The following is a 21,635-nucleotide window of genomic DNA, read 5'->3' on the forward strand; positions in this document are numbered from 1 at the left end:
CTGCTTAGCGTCCTTCCTGTTTCGCGCCGGCATCGGCACCCGCGCCGGCGGCGCGGTATTGCACGGAGCCCTGGGTCATCTCGAAGAACGCGTCCTCGAGCGAGGCGGACTTCTCAGTCAGCTCGGTGAGCAGCACGCCCGTCGAATAGGCCAGCGCGCCGATGTCGTCGGAGGTGGCATCGGGCACCGCGATCTGGTCGCGCCCCTCCTCGTCTTTCTGGCGCTCATGGGCGATGCCCTCGGCGTCGAGCGCGCCGGAGAACTCCTCCACATATGGGGTGCGCACCAGCACGGTGGTGGCGGAGTGATCGCGGATGAAGTCACGCACGCGGGTGTCGGCGATCAGGCGTCCCCGGCCGATGACCAGGAGGTTCTCGGCGGTCTGCGCCATCTCGGAGAGCAGATGGGAAGACACCAACACGGTGCGCCCCTCGGCGGCGAGGGCCTGCATGAGCCCGCGCACCCAGCGGATGCCCTCCGGGTCGAGACCGTTGACCGGCTCGTCGAGAATAAGCACCTCGGGATCGCCTAACAATGCGCCGGCCAAGCCTAGGCGCTGGCCCATGCCGAGGGAGAAGCCACCGGCCTTCTTGCCGGCGACATCGCTTAAGCCCACCAGGCCCAACACCTCGTCGACGCGGGAGGTCGGCAGGCCGTTGGACTGGGCGATCCAGCGCAGGTGGGCTGCCGCGGAGCGGTTGGGGTGGACGGACTTGGCGTCTAAGAGCGCGCCGACTTTCTCCAACGGCCGCTTGAGGTCGCGGTAGTTCTCCCCGCCGATGGTGACCGTGCCGGAGGTGGGATTATCCAGCCCCACGATCATCCTCATGGTGGTCGACTTGCCCGCGCCATTCGGCCCTAAAAACCCGGTCACCACACCGGGTTTCACGTCGAAGGTGAGGTCGTCGACCGCAGTGACGTTTTTGTACTGCTTAGTCAGCCCGACTGCGTGAATCATGCTCACCAGGATGCCACATAGGAAAACTATGAGCTCAGTAACTTCCTGATCACTTGGTAAACATTCGGCCACGATTCGGCGAAAGCCGGCAGCAGCGGATAGTTCTCGAGCTCGCCGAGACCCACCCAGCGCAGCTCGAGCGACTCCTCGTTCGGGGTGACCGGGATCTGCCCGTCGGCCGTGGCGACGATCGTGGTGTAGGTCCACTGGCCCGCCAGCTCCGGGCGCCGAGGATCGGCGGGGAAAGGCCCGGCGGTGACCAGCTCGGCGCGGACGTCGATAAGCGTGGTATCGATGCCCGCCTCCTCGACTGCCTCCCGCACCGCGGCCTCGGCGGCCGTTTCATGCGAGTCGCGCGCCCCTCCCGGCACACCCCAGGTACCACCTTCGGCCGTCCACGTCGCGCGGTGCTGGAGGAGCACACTCGGCTCGTCGCCACGCGTGTCGACGAGCACGAGCCCCGCCGCGCCGTGCCTGCCCCAGCGCCGGGTTCCGTCGGGCCCTGCCGACCATCCGTCTCCATCTCCCTGCATGGCCTTCGATCGTAGCGCGAGTTTTCGCCCCGCACCCGTGGCGTAAGGGCTACCGGGCGGGTTAGAGTGAACCAATGACCGGTGTGCAGTCGAAACGCGGTGAGACGGGCTCCGAAGCGCCCGCCGAGGATCCGTCCGCGTCGGGCGATGCCTGGCTCGACGCCTACACGCCCGCCGCCGAGCTCCACGAGGACAGTGACACCCGCCCCCGCTGGCGCCGGGCGCTCACCGACGGGCTCGCCGGCCCGCTCGGCCGTTTGCGCACCATCTACAACTTTTTGGCCACCACCCCGGGCAAGATGGCGGGGATCACGGTGCTTCTGTCCGTGGCGATCATCGCCGCCGGCTACTCCATGTCCGATTCCTCCGCCCAGCGCCAGGAGGATCTCGACGTCCTCCTATCCGAGACCGAGCCACTTAGCTATGCCGCGCATAATCTGTACACGAACCTCTCGCTCGCGGATTCGGAGGCGACCAGCAGTTTCGTGCGCTCCGGCACGACCTCGGAGGACGCGCTGGATCGCTACTACTCGGCGATCGACCGGGCCGCGGTGGCCGCCACCCAGTCGGCCACGGGCGTGGAGCAGGGCGATCCGCGCATCGGCGAGCTCGTCACCGAGATCCAGCGCGATCTGCCGGTGTATACCGCGATGGTGGAAATCGCGCGTACCAACGCCCGCGAGGGCCATCCCATCGGCGTGACCTATATGGCGAACGCCTCGGCTCTCATGCGCAACGAGCTTTTGCCCGCGGCCTCGGAGCTGTTCCAGACCACCAGCAACCAGGTCGCCGCCCAGCAGGAAGAGCTCACCACCCCGCAGTGGATTCCGCTGTCCGGACTGGTGGCGGCGATCATGTTCTTGGTGCTGGCGCAGTGGTGGCTGTGGCGCACCACCGGCCGGCGCCTCAACCGCGGTTTCTTGTTCGCTACCGTGTGCATCGTGGTGGCCACGCTGTGGGTCTCCACGTCGAACTTCATGACCTGGCAGGCCGGCTTCCGCGGCTTCCAGGAGGCGTCCCAGCCGTGGGATTCGCTGACGAATTCGCGCATCCTCGCGCAGCAGGCGCAGACCCGCGAGACGCTGACTCTGCTGCGCCGCGAGAGCTCCACCGAGGCCCGCGAGTCCCTCGACGCCATGAGCGCCGGCGTCACGGAGGCGCTCGATGACATGGAGCGCGTCATCGACTCGGCGGAGGCCAGCCGCTTCGATTGGATCGGCACCCCGTCGATGCGCACGCCGGCGGCCTCGGCCGGAAACGTCGAGGCCGCCCGCCAGGCGCTCGACGATTGGGATAGCGCGCACGCGCGCTTCGAGGTCGCCATCGACAACGGCGACTATGACGAGGCCGCGCATCTCGCCACCACCCTCGAGGTCAGCGAGGACGGCGAGCCCACCAGCGCCGCCGCAGCCGCCCGGCTGGATCGCTCGCTGAGCAAGCTTATCGACGACGCCCGCCTAGCCATGCGCACCTTCATCGCCGACGGTCTCAACGCGACCACGGCCGTCGCCACCGTGGTGCTGGTCCTCGCGTTCGCGGCGGTGCTCAGCGTGTGGCTCGGCATCCGTGCCCGACTCCAGGAGTACCTGTGATGAAACGCCGCCTTGTCCTCGTCCCCGTCGCCGCCTGCGCGGTGGTGCTGGCGGGCTGCTCGTCGACACTCGATCCTTTCGCCTCCGCCCCGGACGTCGCCTCGGCCGGCGGGATCCCCGAGCCGGAGTCCACCGACGCCGGCTTCCCCTTGCCCGAGGACGCCGAGATCGAGTACTGGGGCACCGTCGCCGCCGACGACATCGACACCGACGACCTCGAGGGCACCCTCGCCCCCGATGACGCCGAGCCCGCCGAGCGCGTGCCGGAGATCCTCGAGCGCGGCCGCATCCGCATCGGCGTGGACCAGGCGCAGAACCGGCTGTCCTATCGCAACCCGCTGACCGGGGCGCTCGAGGGCTTCGAGGTCGAGCTCGGCCGGGAGATCGCCCGCGACATCTTCGGCGACCCGGATGCGGTGGACTTCCGCTTCGTCTCCTCCCCGGAGCGCACGGAGGTGCTTCGCAACGACGTCGTCGACCTCATCATCCGTACCACCACCATCACGGCCGACCGGCAAGAGGAGATGCAGTTCTCCGCGCCTTATCTCGAGGCCTCGACGCGCATGCTCGTCCACGAGAACTCCGGCATCGAGGACTACTCCGATCTGCCCGGGCTGCGGGTGTGCGCCTCCGCCGGTTCGACCACCCTCGATCGGGTGCGTACGCTGGCGCCGAACTCCGATATTCTCAAGGTCACCCGCTGGCCCGACTGTCTGCTCGCGCTCCAGCAGCGCCAGGTGGAGGCCATCATCACCGACGACACCATCCTCGCGGGCATAGCCGACCAGGACCCGTCGACGCATATCGTCGGCGAGCCCGCCAGCAACGAGCACTATGGCATCGCCATTCGGCACCCCAGCGATACCGAGGGCACCGACGCCGCCGATGGCTCCGCCGGGCTGGTTCGCCAGGTCAACGACACCTTAGAGCGCATCGATCGCGATGGCACCTGGCAAAGGCTCTACAACGAGTGGTTCGGTGGCACCCTGGCGCACGCCACGATGCCCGCACCCGACTATCGGGAGGAGCCCGACGATGAGTGAGGAATCCACCGGCACCGAGGCCGTCGAATACGACCCCTATGCCGCCGACGACGACTCCTACGAGGACGGCGAATCCGGCGGCACGGAGGCCGTGCAGTACAACCCCTTCGCCGACGAGGCCGAGGATCCCACCGGCGCCGTCGACCACGCCGCCGACCCCGGCACCGAGGCCGTCGCCTTCGACCCCTTCGCCGATGATGACGACGAAGAAGAGCTTGACGACGAAGAGGTCGGCGACATCGCCGGCCTCCTCAAAGACTTAGGCAACCTGCGGGATAAGGGCGGCAGTGCGCAAGCGTCGAAGGAGGAGACGTCGGAACGCGCCCGTCGAGAAGCGCTGTCAACTTTCCGCTCCCGCCACGGCACGGCGCGCCACGCCCGGCCCGTGGCCGACGGCATGGTGCACCTGCCGTTCATCCCGCCCACCCCGCCGAGTAAGGCGCTGCGCGATCCGGAGGACGCGAAGAAGCCCGGCGTCCCGCTGCCGCAGCTGAATCCGGGCGATATCGTCGCCGAGCAGTACGAGATCCTCGGCGTGATCGGCCACGGCGGCATGGGCTGGATCTACCTCGCCTACGATCACTTCGTCTCCGGGCGGCTCGTGGTGCTCAAGGGGATGCAGTCGGAGTCCTCGAAGGACGAGACCGCCGCCGCCGGCGCCGAGCGCGAGTTCCTCGCCGGCATCACGCATCCCGGGATCGTGAAGATCTACAACTTCATTGACGACGAGCGCGTCCCCGGCGGCTTCATCGTCATGGAATACGTCGGCGGGCCCTCGTTGCGGGCGCGGCGTAACGCGCAAGAAGGCCACCTCTTGCCGATCGACATCGCCATCGGCTACATCCTCGAGGTCCTGCCAGCCCTCGATTACCTGCATTCGCGCGGCGTCGTCTACAACGATCTCAAGCCGGACAACATCATCGTCACCGAAGACCAAGTCAAACTCATCGACCTCGGGGCCGTCAGCGGGATCGGCGCGTTCGGCTATATCTACGGGACGAAGGGCTTCCAGGCGCCGGACGTCGCCACGCATGGCCCCTCCGTGGCCAGCGACATCTACACGATCGGGCGCACGCTCGCCGCCTTGACCATCGACCTGCCGCGCGAAGACGGAGTGTACAAGCCGGGGCTGCCGTCGCCGTCGCAGGAGCCGACGCTGCGTCGTTACCTGTCGTTCTACCGGCTGCTGCAGCGCGCCACCCACCCGGATCCCGAGCAGCGCTTCCGCTCCATCGAGGAGCTCTCCACCCAGCTCTACGGGGTGTTGCGCGAGGTCATCGCGCTGCGCGACGGCGACTATCACCCCGCCCAGCACTCGCTGTTCTCGCCGCAACGTACGACCTTCGGCACCAAACACCTCGTCTTCCGCACCGACCAGCTCATCGACGGCATCGACCGCACCATCACGATCACCTCCGACGAGGTCGTCGACGCCATCCCCACCCCACTCCTCGACCGCTCCGACGTCGGCGCCCCCATGCTCTCCGGCTTCTCCTACACCGAACCCCAGGAAGCCCTGGAAACCCTCCGCCAGGCCATGCGCACCGAGGAATACGAAAAATCCGCCGAAATCCCCCTCGGCGTGGTGCGCGCGATGCTGGAGCTCGGGCTGACGTCGCAGGCCCGCAAGTGGCTCGGCACGCTCTCGGAGAAGCTGGGCACGGACTGGCGTTACCAGTGGTACTCCGGCGTGACCTCGTTGCTTCTCGACGACCTCGCCTCCGCCCAACGCCACTTCAACGAAGTGCTCTCCATCCTGCCCGGCGAACCAGCCCCGAAGCTCGCCCTAGCGGCGGTCGACGAGCTCATGCTCCAAGCCACCGACTCCCACCACACCGGACTACTGCCCGAAAAACTCGCCCGCGTGGTCGCCGGCCTAGGCGGCAACCTCTCCAACCTCGACAACGAGTTCTTCGCCGAGTTCGAAGCCCACTACCCCGACGAAGACATCTGGTCCCACGTCACCACCGAACCCGAACTCTTGCGCTTCCACGCCATGCGCCTCTACGGCATGGTCTGGGCCACCAACCCCACCACGGTCTCCAGCGCCTTCGGGCTCTCCCGCCAGCTCATCGCCGAATCACTCACCGAACTCGCCGTCCAAGCGCTCGACCGCGTCCCCCAGTCCTCCCGGCACCACCGGATGGCCAAACTCACGACGATCCTCGAACTCGTCTCCACCAGCCTCACCGAATCCCGCATCCGCCGCGCCGCCCGCCGACTCGACGAGATCCCCACCAACGAGCCCCGCTACCTACAGATCAAAATCGCCGTCATGTCCGCCGGCCTCGAGTTCCTCCAAAGCGCGGGCGTCGAATCCGCGGCCAGCAAAAACAACCTCTTCGAATACCCCTTCACGCAGACCGGCCTGCGCCAGGGGCTCTCCGACACGCTGCGGATGCAGGCGCGCATCGCGCCGTCCGCGCGGCACCGGTACGCGCTCGTGGACATGGCAAACCGCGTCCGTCCGCGGACGTGGTTTTAGGGTTGGTTCGGGTTTTGGTTGTTTTCGGGGGCGTTTGAACTGGAGTTTTGCTTGTTTGCTTTCTGCTGGGGGCGGGTGTGGTGCTGTTTTCGTCGCCTGGTCGAAAACAGCCACCCCTAAAGGAGTGCTGGTTTCGACCGCGCGAGAGCCCTTTCTATGAGGGTGAATTCGACCAGCGCTAGCGCAACATGTTGGGTTGGTGCGTGGGATGCGAGGCGTGGGTAGTCAGTTGCCTCACTAGTCACGCTTTTCCCAGCAGTCTCACCGGGAGTCCATGAAAGCCGGTTCGGCCGTCCGCGCACTCACCTGGTCGAAAGCAGCCGCCCCTAAAGGAGTGCTGGTTTCGACCGCGCGAGAGTCCTTTCTATAGGGGCGCTTTCGACCAGCGTTAACGCGGCATGTGGGGCCGACGGGCGGGATGTGGGGTGCGGGCAGGCACTCACGGCCTCTTGTTGCCTGCCGAAGTTTTGATTAGAGCGTACGGAGGGTCCGTCGGCAAGCGAAGTTCGGAAAGCTGTGGATAACGATCGGCAGAAACGCGCCAATCGACCGGTTATCCACAGGTGCGACAGCAGTGCCAGCGGTCATGGGCGCACATACGCAAGGATGAGGCCATGCATAACTGGACCGCACATTTCAAGCTTTTGGAGCTTCGCAAAGTCAAGCTCAGCAATGATTTCGTCTACCAACAACTGCACGAGGGTAAGCTCATCCGGCTGACCGGCGAAATCGCCATGCCGGCGGATCGCTATGAGGAACTGCCGCCGTGGCAACGCGCGACGGCGATGGCGATGGCGGTGGGGAAGACCGTCGATAAGGCGGTGGTCAGCGGAGTAGCCGCCGCTCTCCTACACGGGCTGCCCGTCCTCAGCTACGACGGGCCCATCGATCTGACGCTGCCATCCGGGAAGCAGCCGGCGCCGCATCTCGTGCCGCCGGGGCGTCGCTATCACTCGGCGGCGTTGCCGAAGGAGCACATCATCGAGGTCCGGGGCGTGCGGGTAACCACCCTCGCTCGCACGATTCTCGACATCACACGCTGGGAAGGCATCATCGCCCGCGTCATTGCTCTCGAAGGCGTGCTACACCGACACCCCCACCTCAGCCTCGAGACGCTCCGTCACAGCGCTTTCGGCCGTCCGCACCCCGGCTCCCGAGCCGTCCGCGAAGTCTTTCACCTCGCACGCCCCGGCATCGAAAGCCCGCTGGAGTCCTGGGCGCGTGTACTGATCCTGCAGTCCGACCTCGAGTGCACCGTCCGCACGCAGGTGAAGATCGGCGCACACAGGGTCGACATGCTCATCGACGACCACATCATCGTCGAAGTCGACGGTGCCTTCAAGTACGACGGCACCACCTTCGGAAAGACAGACGATGTGCTGCGCATGGAACGCAAACGCGAAAAAGACCTGCAAAACCGCGGTTTTTGGGTGCTGCGCGTCGAACGTGACGATCTGATCGAACGCCCGGATGGGACAGTACCGCTCATCGAGATGCTGCGCGGCGCCCTGGCTCGCGGGCGCGGGCTCGGACTCGGGGCGTAGAGCGCGAGGCTGGTGCCGGGGGTTCTGGGTGTTGTGGTGGCGCGTTTTGCATGTTGCGATAGGGCTGGCCAAAAGCGCCCCTATAGGAAGGACTCTCGCGCGGTCGAAACCAGCACTCCTTTAGGGGCGGCTGCTTTCGACCAGGTGAGTGCGCGGACGGCCGAACCGGCTTTCATGGACTCCCGGTGAGACTGCTGGGAAAAGCGTGACTAGTGAGGCAACTGACTACCCACGCCTCGCATCCCACGCACCAACCCAACATGTTGCGCTAGCGCTGGTCGAATTCACCCTCATAGAAAGGGCTCTCGCGCGGTCGAAACCAGCACTCCTTTAGGGGTGGCTGTTTTCGACCAGGCGACGAAAACAGCACCAAACCCGCCCTCAGCAGAAAGCAAGCAAGCAAAACCGCAGGTCAAGCGTCCGCGAAGCACCACGCAAACCCGCGAAATCGCCTACCCCACCAACCGGTCGACCTTCTGCGCGATGGCGAGCTCTTCGTTGGTGGGCACGACGTAGACGCGGGTGGGCGAGTCGTCGGTGCTGATGAGCTGGACGCCTTCGCCGACGCTCTCGTTGCGCGAGTCGTCGAGTTTGACGCCGAAGTTCTCCAGGTCGGCGAGCGCGAGGCGGCGCAGCACGGGGTCGTTCTCGCCGACGCCGGCGGTGAACGCGATGGCGTCGACGCGCCCGAGCTGGATCATGTAGGAACCGAGGATGCGGCGCAGCTGGGTGACGTAGACGTCGAGGGCGAGCTGGGCGTCTTGGCTGCCGTCCTTGATCATCTGGTGGATGTCGCGGAAGTCGTTGGAGCCGGCCAGGCCTTTCATGCCGGAGCGCTTGTTCAGCAGTTTGTCGATACCGTCGATGCTCAGGCCGACCTCGCGGTAGAGGTGGAAGATGATGCCGGGGTCGATGGAACCGCAGCGGGTGCCCATGACGAGGCCTTCGAGCGGGGTCATGCCCATCGAGGTGTCGATGGGCTTGCCGCCGCGCACCGCCGAGGCGGAGGCACCGTTGCCGAGGTGCAGCGTGATGTGGTTGATCTCCTCGGCGGGCTGGTCGAACTGCTTGTGCAGCTCGCCGGCGATGAACTCGTGCGAGGTGCCATGGAAGCCGTAGCGGCGGATGTGGTATTCCTCGCGCAGCGACTTCTCGATCGCATAGACCGCCGCCGAATCCGGCAGGTCAGAGAAGTAGGCGGTGTCGAAGACGCCGACGTGCGGGAGGTTCGGAAGCAGGCGGCGGGCGACCTCGATGCCGTCGATGTTCGCCGGGTTGTGCAGCGGGGCGAGGGGGATGAGTTCGCGGAGGGTGGAGACGACGGTTTCGTCGAGAAGCACCGGCTCCGAGAAGATGGTGCCGCCGTGAACGATGCGGTGACCCACGGCGTTGATGTCCAGCTGGGTGGGGCCGCAGCCCAGGCGGTCGAGCTCCGCGAAGGCGCGCTTGAAGCCGGCGGTGTGGTTGGGGATCGTCAGCACGTGCTCGTGCTTCTCGCCGTTGTGCTTGATGGTGAGGCCGCCGCGGAATTCACCGATCTTCTCGACGAGCCCCGAGACCAACGGGGTGTCCGTGGCACCGGCGGAGGGGTCGACGATCTGGAACTTGATCGACGAGGAGCCGGAGTTGATCACGAGTACATAGGACATGGTTTACTTCTTTCCTGCCTGGATAGCGGTGACGGCGATGGTGTTGGCGATGTCAGCGACTGTCGCGCCGCGCGACAGGTCGTTGACCGGCTTGTTCAGTCCCTGCAGGATCGGGCCGACGGCGAGGGCGGCACCGGTGCGCTGGGCGGTCTTGTAGCCGATGTTGCCGGCCTCGAGGTCCGGGAAGATGAAGACGGTGGCCTGGCCGGCGACCTCGGAGTCCGGCATCTTCTTCGCGGCGACTCCCTTGTCGACGGCGGCGTCGAACTGGAGCGGGCCGTCGACAAGCAACTCGCCGTCGAGCTCCCGCGCCTTTGCGACGGCCTGCACCGCCCGCTCGACGTCGGGGCCAGCGCCGGAGGCACCGGTGGAGTAGCTCAACACGGCCACACGCGGGTCGATACCAAAACGGGCGGCGGTGCGGGCGGAGACGACGGCAATCTCGCCGAGCTGCTCGGCCGTCGGGTTGGGATTGACGGCGCAGTCGCCGAACGCCCAGAGGCGCCCGCGCATGACCATCAAGAAGATCGAGGAGACGACCGAGGCCTCGGGCACCGTCTTGATGATCTGGAACGACGGCTTGATGGTGTGCGCGGTGGTGTGGGCGGCGCCGGAGACCATGCCGTCGGCAAGTCCTTTGTGCACCATCATCGTGGCGAAGTACGAGATGTCCTGCATCGTCTCGCGCGCCTGCTCGAGCGTGACGCCCTTGTGCTTCCGCAGCTCGGCAAAGTCGGCGGCGAACTCCTCGCGCAGCTCGGAGGTTTCGTGGTTGATGATGTCAGCGCCCGAGATGTCCAGGCCCTTTTCTTCGGCGCGGGCGCGGATGTCATCGGGATCGCCCAGGATGGTCAGCCGCGCGATGCCGGATTCCAGCACCTCGTGGGCGGCTTCCAGGATGCGGTCGTCCTCGCCTTCGGGCAGCACGATGTGCGCGCCCGTCGTGCGGGCCTGCTCAGCCAGCCCATGCTTGAAGACGGACGGCGACATGTACGGCTTGACCTCGATATCCTGCGCCGCCGCGACGGCCGCCGGGGTGCGCTCGGCGTCGCACGCCTCGGCGACGACCGTGCCGGACCTCTCCGACTCCGCCACATAGATATCGACGTGCGGGCCAGGGCGGTCGTAGCTGACCACCATCGGCACGCCGAGTGCGGCGGCGGACTTGGCGTCGAGAACCTGGTTGCCGGAACCGACGAACAGCTGTCCGCCGATCTCCCCGACCGCCTCGAGCACCTCGGCGACGTTACTCCCAAGATCGTTGATGTTGGTGCGCGTAAGGCCGCGTTGGGTGGCGATTGCGTCGACGTCGAGACCATCGAAGTTGCGACCGACGACGGTCAGCAGCACGGATGAATTGGCGGACATGACAGTGCGGGCCCTTCCTTAGAGTTGTCCTTGACTGAGCAGTGCTCTTCCCAGTCTGCCAAAGCGGCCCGCACCGTGCAGGTATTTACGCAGCGCACCTCAAGTACACTGGGGGAAACTCTGGGATGAGCACCCGTTGAGAAAGGTCGTGACTACCAACCCATGTCCAGCCACGTACGTATCGCAGTCGTCGGCGCCGGCCCCGCCGGGATCTACGCCTCCGACCTCTTGGTGAAGTCGGACGTCAACATCGAGGTCGATCTGTACGAGAAGATGCCCGCCCCGTTCGGACTCATCCGCTACGGCGTGGCCCCGGACCACCCGCGCATCAAGGGCATCGTGCGCAGCCTGCACCGGGTGCTGGAAAACGAGAAGATCGAGCTCATCGGCAACGTGGAGGTGGGCAAGCACATCACCGTCGAGAAGATGCGCGAGTTCTACGACGCGATCGTCTTCTCCACCGGCGCGACCGCCGACCGCGACCTCGACATCCCCGGCATGGATCTCGAGGGCACCCACGGCGCCGGCGAGTTCGTCGGCTTCTACGACGGCAACCCGAACTTCCGCCGCGACTGGGACCTGGATGCGGAGAAGGTCGCGGTGATCGGCGTCGGCAACGTGGGCCTCGACATCGCCCGCATCCTGGCGAAAACCGCCGATGAGCTGCACGTCACCGAAATCCCCGACAACGTCTATGAATCCCTCAACGCCTCCCGCATCAAGGAGGTGCACATCTTCGGCCGCCGCGGGCCCGCGCAGGTGAAGTTCACCCCGCAGGAGCTCAAGGAGCTCGACTACTCGGAGAACATCGAGGTCATAGTCGATCCCGAGGACATCGACTACGACGCCGCCTCCGAAACCGCCCGCCGCGAGAAGAAGGCCGTCGACCAGGTCTGTCAGATCCTCGAGGGCTACGCCATGCGCGAGCCGAAGAACGCCCCGCACAAGATCTACATCCACCTCTTCCACTCCCCCGTCGAGGTGCTGGGCTCCGATGGCCGGGTTGTGGGCCTGAAGACGGAGCGCACCGAGCTCGACGGCAACGGTGGGGTCACCGGCACCGGCGAATTCCACACCTGGGACGTCCAGCAGGTCTACCGGGCCGTCGGCTACCGCCCCGAAGGCGTGCGCGACGTCCCCTTCGACCACCACGCCTCCGTCATCCCGAACGACGGCGGCCACGTACTTAACGACGTCAACGGCACCCCCGTCCCCGGCCTCTACACCACCGGCTGGATCAAGCGGGGACCGGTCGGGCTGATCGGCAACACCAAGTCCGACGCCAAAGACACCATCACCATGCTTCTCGACGACTACCGCGCCCAGAAACTCACCCCCGCTCCGAAGCGGACCCGCAAAGACGTCGCAGCCTTCTTCGAGGAATCCGACCACCCGATCACCACTTGGGCCGGCTGGCACCGCCTCGATGACGCCGAACGCGCCGCCGGCGAAGCCGAAGGTCGCGAGCGCAAAAAGATCGTCGAGTGGGACGACATGCTGAAGTACTCCGGACCGCAGGATATTACGGAGTAGGTTTGGGCTTGCTTTTGGGCTCGCGTTTGCGGTGGCTGCGTTTTCGCTGGTGAGCTGAGCGTTCTGCGCTGTTCGTCCATGATACTGTAGCGCAACACGAGAGCTTGGGCGGACGGGCGGTTAGGGTCGCCGGCCAGTCTTTTTATCCGTCTCGTCGGTTTCTTCTGTGGGGCTTGCGCGACCTTTTAGGTTTGCCTGCCATGCAGCGCTAGCGCTGGTCGAAAGGAATCACCCCTAAAGGAGTCCTGGTTTCGACCGCGTGGGGCTCCTTTCTATGGGGGTGATTTCGACCAGGCGTCTGACTAAACGCGTTAAACGGCGTTTAAGTTTCTGCTGTGACGGATGGGGTTGGTGCGTGGACTGAGGTGGAGCTCCCGGGCGCCTACAGGCTTCCGGTTAGCCCGCGTTCGTCTTGCGCTAGCGCAACAGGCGCCCGTCGAGAAACGACAGCACCAGTGAGACGCATGGCACCACAACCGCACCCCAACAGTCCCGAAAACCCAGCCCTACCGCGTCCGGATCTCCACCATGCTGGCGGCGTCGCGCGCGGCCCGCCGGGCTCCGTCGACGGTCTCGCTGGTAGTGAGCACCACCCCCATCGCGCGCCCGGGGTAGGCGGTGGGTTTGCCGAAGAGGCGGACGTCTGTCTCCGCGACCGAGAGCGCCTTGTTGATCCCGGAGTAGGAGACGTTGCGAGAGGACTCTTCGGCGAGCAGGAACGCGGAGGCGCCGGGGCTTGTGAGGGTGACGTCGATAGGCAGGCCCAGGATGGCGCGGGCGTGCAGGTCGAACTGTGAGAACCGTTGCGTGCCGAGGGTGACCATGCCGGTGTCGTGTGGGCGTGGGGAGACGGACGAGAAGTAGACTTCGTCACCCGCGATGAACAGCTCGACACCGAACACACCCTGTCCGCCCAGCGCGTTGGTGATGCGCGCGGCGACGGAGCGGGCGTTGTCCATCGCGTCCTCGGTGATCTCGATGGGCTGCCAGGACTCAATCAGCGCGCCCTGGTGGTGGCGGTGGCCGATCGGTTCGCTGAACCAGGTCGCCAGCTCACCGGTGGCGGGGTCGATGGAGCGCACGGCGAGGATGGTGATCTCGGCGTCGAAGTCGACGAAGCGCTCGACGACGATCGCGTCTTCACCCCGGTCGGTCGGGCGGTAGACCTGCCCCCAGGCGCGTTCGACATCCTCGGGCGATTCGACCAAGACGTGGCGCATGCTCGACGTGTACACGGCCGGCTTGACCACACAGGGATAGCCCAGCTCCTCACACGCCTCCCGGAACTCTTCCAGGGTGGTGGCGAAGGCATAGGCGGTCGTCGGCAAGCCAAGTCCGTCGCAGGCGACCGAGCGGATCCCTTCGCGACGAGCCGTCAGCGCGCAGGCGCGGATGCAGGGCACGACGTGCACGCCGGTGGACTCTTCGATCTCGATGAGCGCGTCGACGGCGACCGATTCGATCTCGGGGACGATGAAGTCGGGCCTAATGCGGCGGATCAGGGAGCGGACCTGGTCGGTGTCGGAGATGTCGGCGACGTACTGATACTGGGCTACCTGGTGGGCGGGCGCGTCCGCATAACGGTCTACGGCATGGACCTCGAGGCCGAGGCGCTGGAAGGACAGGGTTAATTCGCGGCCGAGCTCACCCGAGCCGAGCAGCAACACGGTCGTGGCGTTGCCCGACATAGGCGTGCCGATGGATTCGATCGGGGGATGTGGGTACATGGTGACAGTCCAGTTTAGGACGCGAGGACGTCGTGGCGCACGATGGTCTGGTCGCGGCCCGGGCCGACACCGATATACGAGATCCGGCAGCCGGAGAGCTCTTCGAGGCGCAGCACGTAGTCGCGGGCCTTCTCGGGCAGCTCGTCGAAGGTGGTGCAGCCGGTGATGTCCTCGTCCCAGGCGGGCATGGTCTCGAAGATGGGCTCCGCGTGGTGGAACTGGGTCTGGCTGGTGGGCATCTCGTCGAAACGCTCGCCGTCGACGTCGTAGGCCACGCAGATCGGGATCTCGCCGATGCCGGTGAGCACGTCCAGCTTGGTGAGGAAATAGTCAGTAAAACCGTTGACCCGGCTGGCGTAGCGGGCGATCACCGAGTCGTACCAGCCGCAGCGGCGCTTGCGGCCGGTGTTGACGCCGACCTCGCCGCCGACGTTTTGGAGGTGCTCGCCCCATTTGTCGAAAAGCTCGGTCGGGAACGGACCAGCACCCACGCGCGTGGTGTACGCCTTGATGATGCCCAGGCAGCTGGTGATCTTCGTCGGCCCGATACCGGAGCCGACGCACGCGCCCCCGGCCGAAGGGTTCGAGGAGGTCACGAACGGGTAGGTGCCGTGGTCGACGTCCAGCATCGTCGCCTGGCCGCCCTCCATGAGCACGTGCTTGCCTTCGTCGAGAGCCGTGTTGAGCAGGTACTCGCTGTCGACGACGAGCGGCTCGAGGCGCTCGCGGAAGCTCAAGAAGTACTCGACGACCTCCTCGACCTCGATGGCCTTGCGGTTGTACATCTTCACCAGCATCTGGTTTTTGACGTCGAGCGCCGAAGAGATCTTCTGGCGCAGGATCGACTCGTCGAAAACATCCTGCACGCGCAGGCCGATGCGGGCGACCTTGTCCGCGTACGTCGGACCAATGCCGCGGCCGGTGGTGCCGATGGCGCGCTTGCCCAGGAACCGCTCGTGCACGCGGTCGAGCACCTGGTGATAGGGCGCGACGAGGTGCGCGTTCGCGGAGACCTTGAGGCGCTCGGAGGCGTTCGCGCCGCGGGCCTCGAGGCCGTCGATCTCCTCGAACAGCGCCTCTAAGTTGATGACCACGCCGTTGCCCAACACCGGCGTCGCGTTTTCCGAGAGGATGCCGGCCGGCAGCAGCTTCAGCTCGTATTTCTCCCCACCGACGACGACGGTGTGCCCGGCGTTGTTACCGCCGTTGGGCTTGACGACGTAATCCACCCGCCCGCCAAGGATGTCCGTGGCCTTGCCCTTGCCTTCGTCGCCCCACTGGGCACCGACGATCACGATTGCAGCCATGTGTCACTTCCCGAATAATTCTCCGAGGCTTGGGCGCCTGTCGCCGGCCCCTGCTAACCGCCCACTCATCCTAGTGGCCGCAGGCTTCGACCGAAATTCTCGACGCCTGGTTCCCACCCGCCCCCACTCCCCCGGTACGTTAAAACCTATGCGTATCGCCTACCTGGCCTGCGGTTCCGCGGCCCACCTGCCCGCGCGCGCCGATCTGGACGCGCTCGCCGCGCCCACGGCCACGGTCACGATCCACCAGCTCGACGCCCGCCCTCACCGCAAGGAACTGCGGTTTCTCGACGAGCTCGCCCACGAGGTCCTCCCCCACGATCCCACGCCGTCGCTCGACGAGATCGCGCAGCGCCCGGACGTCTCCCACCTCGGGGAGCCGGGACCGCCGCCGCAGTCGCCCGAGGAGGAGCTGCGGGTGGTCGTCGCAGGTGACGACGCCGCACTCAGCGCCGTACTCACCCGCATGATGCGCGGCGATTACCTCTGGGCGCCGGTCGGCTACGTGCCCACTGACCCCACGTCGGCGGCGGCGACGAACTGGTCGCTGCCGAGCGCCCGGCCCGGCCAGCTGGCCTTGGCGCTGCGCGGGCGCCCGCAGCCGGTGCCGGTGATCCGCAACGACCAAGGTGTGGTGGTCGCAGGCGTAGCGACGGTCACGCACTCCGACGGCGGCGCCTTCGAAGGAGAGATCATCGTCGACGACACCACCCTCGTCCAGCAGCAGATCCGGCCCGCCAACGTGCGCTTCTTCAGCCAGTTCGGGGCTCGTTTGGTGCCAACGATCGGCGCCCCCGGCATCGCCGCCCTACGCATCATGACGCCGCCCGCGGGTTCCGGTTCTGGTTCCTCGCGCCGAGGCTTGCGCGCGCGGCTGAGCGACCGGGTCGTCGACAGCATCGGACCGCAGCAGGCACAGAGCTTTTATGAGACCCCGGCGCTGCGATGGTTGGTCTCCGCGGCTGAGGCGCCGACCGGCGGGGTCGATCCGCGCACAACGACCTACGGGCGCGCACTCCAGGCGGGCGGCAACCGGATGCTCGTGACGGTCGACGGGGTGGAGGCTAAGCGGCCGGTGGATCGGGTGACGTTTTATCGACACCTGCGCGACCTACAAATCGCCCGCCCCGCCTAATGTGAGATAGCTAACACTTTACGGGATCGTTATAGGCCGGCAATATGCCCGAAAGGTTGCGTTCATGTTGGCCTTAAACGCGCGGTCGTTTTATGCGCTTGGACTTATCGATCGGGTCACCTGAAGTGCAGCGCAAAGGGCATTTTTCGACGATTTAAGATTTCACCGCGCACTTATACCTGTAGCTTTCGATCGGCGCCACCCAGTTCACCACCGCCGCGGAGACAGACACGTTCGGTCAATGCAGCAGTTGCGAAACATCCCTAGGATGGACGGTGTCGCTCGCTCCGATAGCGGGGCGGCCCACAAAAAGAACCATCTGGGAATTCTCCAGACAAACTTCAACGGAAAGGACAATTCCAATGGCCAACAACCGTCAGATCCGCGAACTGCTGGACGCTACCGCTTACGACGTCGACGGCGAGAAGCTCGGCAGCGTCAACGAAGTCTTCATCAACGACATTTCCGGCCAGCCGGACTTCATCGAGGTCAACCACGGCCTGTTCGGCATGAGCTCCTCGCTGGTCCCGCTGCGTGGCCACTCCTTCGAGGGCGACGAGCTGCGCCTGGCTTTCCAGAAGGACCGCATCAAGGACGCCCCGAACGTCGACGGTGACGCTCACCTGTCCAACGAGGACCAGGAGAGCCTGTACCGCCACTACGGCCTGGAGAACTCCGAGAACCGCACGAACTACGAGGCGGATCGTCGTGAAGCCAACGCCGAGGGCAGCAACAACCGCGCCGCTGGCGCAGGTGTCGCCGGTGCCGGTGCGGGCGTTGCCGGTGGCGCCGCTGCCGACGCCAACCGCGAGCACGACCTGACCCACGGCGAGCACGCCGCTGAGGACAAGGTCGCCGCCGAGAAGGCCGCTGCTGAGAAAACCGAGACCGAGCCGGCCGCTGGGAACACCACCAACGAGGGCGAGATGATCCGCTCCGAGGAGCGCCTGAAGGTCGACAAGGAGAAGCAGGACGCTGGCGAGGTCCGCCTGCGCAAGTACACCGTGCACGACACCGAGACCGTCGAGGTCCCGGTCGAGCGCGAAGAGGTCTCCGTCGAGCGCACCCCGATCTCCGAGGAAGAAGCCAAGAACATCACCAACCAGAAGGTTGGCGACAACGACGAGGCTTCCGTCACCCTGCACGGGGAGCGCGTGAACGTCTCCAAGGAGTCCGTCCCGGTCGAGAAGGTCAACCTGAACAAGGAGACCATCCAGGACACCGAGACTGTCACCGAGGACGTCGCCAAGGAGCGCATCGAGTCCGAGGGCACCGACAACCTCGACAAGAAGTAAGCTCTTTAAGCTCTCCGGCTTAAGGTCGGCTTACGGTCATAGCGAAGGGCCCCTCACCGCTTGTGGTGAGGGGTTTTTCCGTGTTTTGGTGGGGTTTTGGCTGTGTGCGTGGTTGCGTTCGCGGTTGTGTTCGTGGTGGGCGCATGGTGCGTTTGCGCTGGTCGAAAGCAGCCGGTCGAAACGAGCACTGGTTTCGACCGCGCGGGACTCCTTTAGGGACACCTCCTTCCGACCAGCGCAAGCGCAACATGCGTGCGGGTTGGCCGGGGAGACGAACGGGAGGCATGCCACCACACCGGAACCACCACAATCCACGCTCACGCCCCATCCACCCCACCAGTACCTTAACGGCGTTTAACCACGCCTCCCGGTCGAAAACAACCGGTCGAAACGAGCACTGGTTTCGACTTCGCGGGACTCGTTTAGGAGCACCTGATTTCGACCAGCGCAGGCGCAACATGCACACAGCTCAGCCACACAGACGCCCCACAAGCCGAAACACCACCCCTCAGCCACGCAGCCCAGAGATCGACTGCCCGTAGTCCTCTTTCACGGTGTGCAGGTGGAACCAGGTGGTCATGCGATTAACGGCGTCGAGGCGGCGCAGCCGGGCGAAAAGCTCGCGCGGGGAGGTCCCGACGACCGTCGCGATAAGATCGTAGCCACCCAGCGTCCGAGCAGTGAATTCGACTTCCGGCCTCTCCGCCAGCACGTCCAGCACGGCGGCCTCATCGCCGCCGAGGTTCAGCCCGACGCCCACCTTCACCCGGGTCGAGTCGCTGTCCTGGCGAATCACCGCGCCGATTTTCAGGATGCGTTCTTCCAGCATTTGGTGCACCCGGGCGCGAACGGCGGTCTGGGAGAGGCGAACCTTCTCGGCCAGATCCCGGTAGCTGGCGCGGCCATCACGGCGCAGGTGCTCGATGAGCGCGGCATCAATGCTATCCACGCTCGCCGTCCCGGTGAAGTGCGAAGAGAAGGTGCCGCGCACAAACGTCGGTGTATACGTTTATCCGCACCGTATCGACCCCAGCCAGCCCGCGGATCCAGCGCACCGTCTCACGCAGGGCCATCTGATCGCTCGCGCGGATCTCGGCGACGATGTCCATCGGCCCCGACGTCGCCGATACGAGAGGGATCTCGCTCCGCGCGCACAGTCGTTCGGTCAGTTCGCGGAGATCGCCATGCCCGGTGATCGAGGCATGAGCGAGGGCGCGATCGCCCACGAAAGCCGGGTCGGCGGCAGCCACGATCCGGACCTCGCCCGAATCGATTAGGGCGCGCACCCGAGCAGAGACCAAAGCGCGCTGCACCCCGAGGCGGGTGGCCAGCTCCTGGTAGGTGGCCCTGCCGTCTTCCCGCAGGGCTTGGATGAGGGCCTCGTCGAGATCTCGCTTCATAGCCCCTCTTTCCGCCCCAAACCCGCGCTCGACCAGCCGCTATAGACTTATGGGCGCAGGTCCTCCAGGTACCACGGCTCCTCCGGACCCGGCGTCGTGGGAGCAGACACGTCGACGACGAGCAGCCCGGGATCCGGCGCGCCGAGAACACCACCATCCGGGCCGGCCACCACGCTGCGCCCCGCAAAGTCCAGGCCGTCCTCGACCCCCACGTGGTTCGCGTAGGCCACCGTCATCCGATTCTCCAGCGCCCGAGCGGGGATGAGCATTTGCGGGATCTCCGGTACGTCGCCGGCTAAGGCGGTAGGCACGAGCAGCAACTGCGCCCCGGCGGTGGCCGCCGCCCGGGCTATCTCCGGAAACTCGATGTCGTAGCAGACCGCCAGGCCCGCCTGCAGCCCGTCGAGATCCACCACCGGAGGAGGCGCCATCCCGGAGCGAAACGCGGCCTTCTCATCTTCGCCGAACAGGTGCACCTTCTGATAGTGCGCCCGGCGCGTGCCCGTGGCATCCACCAGGGTGGCGGTAATCCCGCGAGATGCCGGGGCCTCCTCCCCGGGCAGGCTATAGGCCAGGGCGATCCGGTGGGTACGCGCGATCTCTTCCAGCTTGAGGTGGGCTTCGGCGACGTCACCTGCGCTGATGCCGCCGCGTATGCGTCGCGGCGCGTATCCCACCGGGAGGAGTTCTGGGGTGAGCAGCAGCGCGGCGCCGCGCTCGGCGGCGTCGGCAGCCGCCACCTCGATCACGCCCAGATTGCGCTCGATCTGGGTCGGCTCGGCCCTGCCCTGGAACACCGCGATTTTCATGGCCCCTATTATCCAGCAAACCGCCGCCCCGGCGAGGCCGCCGAGGACATACCAAGGCGAATTCGGCGCAAATGACCACCACAACCGACAGATCCTTCGCGGCCCGCCATCCGGCATGCGTTGTGGTCAACACTATGGTGCGATATCACCTCAAACCCGCTGCGAAAGCCACGCTCCACGTCGTCACGCACCATTGCCAGGGCTCCACGCAGCGCTTAATACCCATTGCACATAATTGTGCAGCGCGTCACATTTTTGAGTGAGGAGGCCCTATGACCGTCCCGCCCACGCCCGAGCCGATCGGCCCGCGCGACTCATCGCAGACTCCCCGCTATGCGGGCCAGCCACCTTCGCCCTACTGCCGACGCTCGACGACGTCGGCCACGCCGACATCGCAGTGGCCGGGGTGCCCTTCGACACAGGCGTTAGCTACCGGCCCGGCGCCCGCTTCGGCCCCTCCCACGTGCGCGAGTCCTCCAGGTTGCTGCGTCCTTATAACCCGGCGCTGGACATCTCCCCGTTCGCCGTCGCCCAGGTGGCCGACGCCGGCGACATCGTGGCCAACCCCTTCAATATCGACGAGGCCATCACCCAGATAGCCGACGGCGCCCGCGCACTCTTGGAGCGCGCCGACCGCTTGGTGTGCATCGGCGGCGACCACACCATCGCCTACCCGATGCTGAAGGTCATGGCCGAAAAACACGGCCCGGTGGCTGTGCTGCATGCCGACGCGCACCTCGATACCTGGGATACCTACTTCAACGCCCCCATCACGCACGGCACCCCGTTTCGGCGCGCGTCGGAGGAAGGGTTCATCGATCTCACCGCCAGCGCCCACCTGGGCACGCGCGGCCCGCTCTACGGCGAACAAGATCTTATCGACGACGAAACGCTCGGCTTCCAGATCACCAGCAGCGTCCACATCGAGGAACACGGCATCGCCCAAGCGATCGACCGCATCCGGGCCCGGCTGGGCGATCGCCCCGTGTATGTCTCCATCGACATCGACGTGGTTGACCCCGCCCACGCCCCGGGCACCGGCACTCCCGAAGCCGGCGGAATGACCAGCCGCGAAATCCTTAGGGTGGTGCGCGGCCTGGCGGATCTCAACTTGGTCGGCGCCGACGTCGTGGAGGTGGCCCCTGCCTATGACCACGCCCAGCTGACCGGCATCGCCGCCAGCCACGTGGTCTACGAACTCATCTCCGCCATGAATCATTCACTGCGCTGACACCACGAGCTAACACATCGAAAGGC

16 protein-coding genes and 1 pseudogene are annotated in these 21,635 nt (G+C 65.9%); 8 read left to right on the top strand and 9 right to left on the bottom strand.

Going from position 1 to position 21,635, the window contains the following annotated elements:
- Positions 1–4 precede the first annotated feature (4 nt).
- Entirely contained in the window at positions 5–958 is a 954-nt protein-coding gene (locus C3B44_RS10305) for an ABC transporter ATP-binding protein (protein ID WP_108432284.1), read from the bottom strand.
- Between the two features lie 26 nt (positions 959–984).
- Positions 985–1,491 carry an NUDIX domain-containing protein gene (locus C3B44_RS10310; protein ID WP_108432285.1) on the bottom strand — a complete coding sequence of 169 codons (507 nt, stop codon included), beginning with the start codon at positions 1,489–1,491 and terminating at the stop codon, positions 985–987.
- Between the two features lie 74 nt (positions 1,492–1,565).
- On the opposite strand from C3B44_RS10310, the gene C3B44_RS10315 reads away from it, so the two are divergent.
- The 4 genes from C3B44_RS10315 to C3B44_RS10330 all read left to right on the top strand — a co-directional run bounded on the left by C3B44_RS10315 (position 1,566) and on the right by C3B44_RS10330 (position 8,155).
- Complete coding sequence (locus tag C3B44_RS10315; RefSeq protein ID WP_108432286.1) at positions 1,566–3,083, top strand: hypothetical protein; 1,518 nt, start codon at positions 1,566–1,568, stop codon at positions 3,081–3,083.
- On the top strand, positions 3,083–4,126 hold the full coding sequence (locus tag C3B44_RS10320; RefSeq protein WP_235840499.1) for a glutamate ABC transporter substrate-binding protein: 1,044 nt from the start codon (positions 3,083–3,085) through the stop codon (positions 4,124–4,126). Before C3B44_RS10315 ends, C3B44_RS10320 begins: the two co-directional genes overlap by 1 nt.
- A complete protein-coding gene (locus C3B44_RS10325; RefSeq protein WP_199222460.1) occupies positions 4,119–6,611 on the top strand; it encodes a serine/threonine protein kinase in 2,493 nt (830 codons plus the stop codon). Before C3B44_RS10320 ends, C3B44_RS10325 begins: the two co-directional genes overlap by 8 nt.
- A gap of 614 nt (positions 6,612–7,225) precedes the next feature.
- A complete protein-coding gene (locus C3B44_RS10330) occupies positions 7,226–8,155 on the top strand; it encodes a hypothetical protein (RefSeq protein WP_108432288.1) in 930 nt (309 codons plus the stop codon).
- A gap of 452 nt (positions 8,156–8,607) precedes the next feature.
- Here the strand turns inward: C3B44_RS10330 and C3B44_RS10335 are convergent, their stop codons facing one another.
- Positions 8,608–9,804 (bottom strand): acetate kinase, encoded by a 1,197-nt coding sequence (locus C3B44_RS10335; RefSeq protein ID WP_108432289.1) that lies wholly within the window; start codon positions 9,802–9,804, stop codon positions 8,608–8,610.
- A gap of 3 nt (positions 9,805–9,807) precedes the next feature.
- Positions 9,808–11,172, bottom strand: a complete 1,365-nt coding sequence (pta, locus tag C3B44_RS10340) for a phosphate acetyltransferase (protein ID WP_108432290.1) — start codon at positions 11,170–11,172, stop codon at positions 9,808–9,810.
- Between the two features lie 162 nt (positions 11,173–11,334).
- Between pta and C3B44_RS10345 the strand changes: the two genes are divergently transcribed.
- The gene (locus C3B44_RS10345) at positions 11,335–12,705 is read left to right on the top strand and encodes an FAD-dependent oxidoreductase (protein ID WP_108432291.1); all 1,371 of its coding nucleotides are present in this window, start codon (positions 11,335–11,337) and stop codon (positions 12,703–12,705) included.
- Between the two features lie 506 nt (positions 12,706–13,211).
- On the opposite strand, the gene purT is transcribed toward C3B44_RS10345, so the two are convergent.
- Together purT and C3B44_RS10355 are read right to left on the bottom strand one after the other, a co-directional pair.
- Positions 13,212–14,432: a formate-dependent phosphoribosylglycinamide formyltransferase gene (gene purT, locus C3B44_RS10350; protein ID WP_235840498.1), complete on the bottom strand. Its 1,221-nt coding sequence runs from the start codon at positions 14,430–14,432 to the stop codon at positions 13,212–13,214.
- Between the two features lie 14 nt (positions 14,433–14,446).
- Positions 14,447–15,739, bottom strand: coding sequence for an adenylosuccinate synthase (locus tag C3B44_RS10355; protein WP_108432293.1), 1,293 nt, complete (start codon positions 15,737–15,739; stop codon positions 14,447–14,449).
- Positions 15,740–15,887: 148 nt separating this feature from the next.
- Between C3B44_RS10355 and C3B44_RS10360 the strand changes: the two genes are divergently transcribed.
- Complete coding sequence (locus C3B44_RS10360) at positions 15,888–16,874, top strand: hypothetical protein (RefSeq protein WP_108432294.1); 987 nt, start codon at positions 15,888–15,890, stop codon at positions 16,872–16,874.
- A gap of 362 nt (positions 16,875–17,236) precedes the next feature.
- Positions 17,237–18,169: a DUF2382 domain-containing protein gene (locus C3B44_RS10365; RefSeq protein WP_108432295.1), complete on the top strand. Its 933-nt coding sequence runs from the start codon at positions 17,237–17,239 to the stop codon at positions 18,167–18,169.
- 508 nt (positions 18,170–18,677) lie between these two features.
- On the opposite strand, the gene C3B44_RS10370 is transcribed toward C3B44_RS10365, so the two are convergent.
- Genes C3B44_RS10370 through C3B44_RS10380 form a run of 3 tightly spaced genes read right to left on the bottom strand, consistent with a single transcriptional unit; the run spans position 18,678 to position 20,378 of the window.
- A complete protein-coding gene (locus C3B44_RS10370) occupies positions 18,678–19,118 on the bottom strand; it encodes an Lrp/AsnC family transcriptional regulator (RefSeq protein ID WP_158268671.1) in 441 nt (146 codons plus the stop codon).
- Positions 19,111–19,569, bottom strand: coding sequence for an Lrp/AsnC family transcriptional regulator (locus C3B44_RS10375; protein ID WP_108432297.1), 459 nt, complete (start codon positions 19,567–19,569; stop codon positions 19,111–19,113). The genes C3B44_RS10370 and C3B44_RS10375 overlap by 8 nt, the downstream gene beginning before the upstream one ends.
- A gap of 47 nt (positions 19,570–19,616) precedes the next feature.
- Positions 19,617–20,378, bottom strand: coding sequence for a nitrilase-related carbon-nitrogen hydrolase (locus tag C3B44_RS10380; protein ID WP_108432298.1), 762 nt, complete (start codon positions 20,376–20,378; stop codon positions 19,617–19,619).
- A gap of 272 nt (positions 20,379–20,650) precedes the next feature.
- On the opposite strand from C3B44_RS10380, the pseudogene speB reads away from it, so the two are divergent.
- Positions 20,651–21,609: pseudogene (speB, locus tag C3B44_RS10385) on the top strand (agmatinase).
- The last annotated feature ends 26 nt before the right edge of the window (positions 21,610–21,635 follow it).

This window comes from Corynebacterium yudongzhengii (assembly GCF_003065405.1).
In the GTDB taxonomy this organism is placed as follows: domain Bacteria; phylum Actinomycetota; class Actinomycetes; order Mycobacteriales; family Mycobacteriaceae; genus Corynebacterium; species Corynebacterium yudongzhengii.